This is a genomic window from Runella limosa DSM 17973, assembly GCF_000482465.1.
GTDB lineage: Bacteria > Bacteroidota > Bacteroidia > Cytophagales > Spirosomataceae > Runella > Runella limosa.
Window position 1 is genome coordinate 1 of record NZ_KI519432.1, and the last position, 1640, is coordinate 1640.

The following is a 1640-nucleotide window of genomic DNA, read 5'->3' on the forward strand; positions in this document are numbered from 1 at the left end:
TTGGATTCTGACAACGATGGATTGAAAGACATCGTGGAAAGTGGTCAAAACTTACCTGATACAAATTCAGATGGCAAAGTGGACGGTACGGATACTGACGGCGATGGATTGGTGAATGCAGCAGGCTTAGACACGAACAACGTGGTGGGTGGCAATGCAGGCAGCCAGAACGAGGCGACGTTGAAAGACACCGACACCAATGGCACCCCTGATTATCGTCAGCCGTTGATTCCTGATGCGGACGGTGACGGCATCGCCGACGCGACGGATTTGGACGATGACAACGACGGTATTGCTGATGCCATTGAAGGCACAGTTGACTTCGACGGTGATGGTATTCCCAATAATCTAGATTTAGATTCGGACAACGACGGCATTAGTGATTTGACTGAAAGCGGCAACGGCCCAGCCTTGTTGGCAGACGCCAACGGCGACGGAGTCCTAAGCGCCAGCGAATCAGCGCCAGGGTTGAACGGTATTCCGAATGCAGCCGAAGGTGGCACTGAGGGCGGTACGATTCCAGCGGCGGTGAACACCGACGGTACGGAAGGCCCAGATTATTTGGATTTAGATTCGGATAATGATGGCATCAGTGACGTGGTCGAAAGTGGCAACGGCGCTGCTGATACCAACAACGATGGTTTGATTAGCAGTGCTGATACAGGTTACGGCGATGCTGACAGCGATGGTATTGCTGATGGTGTAGATGCCAATGACGCCGTGAAAGGTGGTACTTCGGATGCTGATAATCCTGACAGCGACGCCGACGGTATCGACGATTTCCGTGAGTTGGATTCTGACAACGATGGATTGAAAGACATCGTGGAAAGTGGTCAAAACTTACCTGATACAAATTCGGATGGCAAAGTGGACGGTACGGATACTGACGGCGACGGGTTGGTGAATGCAGCAGGCTTAGACACCAACAATACCGTAGGTGGCAATGCAGGCAGCCAAAACGAGGCGACGTTGAAAGATACCGACACGAATGGCACCCCTGATTATCGTCAGCCGTTGATTCCTGATGCGGACGGTGACGGCATTGCTGACGCGACGGATTTGGACGATGACAACGACGGTATTGCTGATGCGACAGAAGGCACGACCGATTTTGATGGTGATGGCATTCCAAATAATTTAGATTTAGATTCGGACAACGACGGCATCAGTGATTTGACTGAAAGCGGCAACGGCCCAGCCTTGTTGGCAGACGCCAACGGCGACGGAGTCCTAAGCACCAGCGAATCAGCGCCAGGGTTGAACGGTATTCCAAATGCAGCCGAAGGTGGCACGGAAGGCGGTACGATTCCAGCGGCAGTGAACACCGACGGTACGGAAGGCCCAGATTATTTGGATTTAGATTCTGATAATGACGGCATCAGCGACGTAGTGGAAAGCGGCAACGGCGCGGCTGATACCAACAACGATGGGGTAATTAGCAGTGCTGACACTGGCTACGGCGATGCTGACAGCGATGGTATAGCCGACGCGGTAGATGCCAATGACGCCCTCAAAGGCGGTACTTCGGACGCTGATAATCCTGACAGCGACGCCGACGGCATTGACGATTTCCGTGAGTTGGATTCTGACAACGATGGATTGAAAGACATCGTGGAAAGTGGTCAAAACTTACCTGATAC

Annotated in this window: 1 pseudogene; it reads left to right on the top strand. The window is 52.5% G+C overall.

Features of this window, described 5'->3' with window-relative positions:
- Positions 1-1640: pseudogene (locus K339_RS37660) on the top strand (hypothetical protein); the annotation flags it as partial.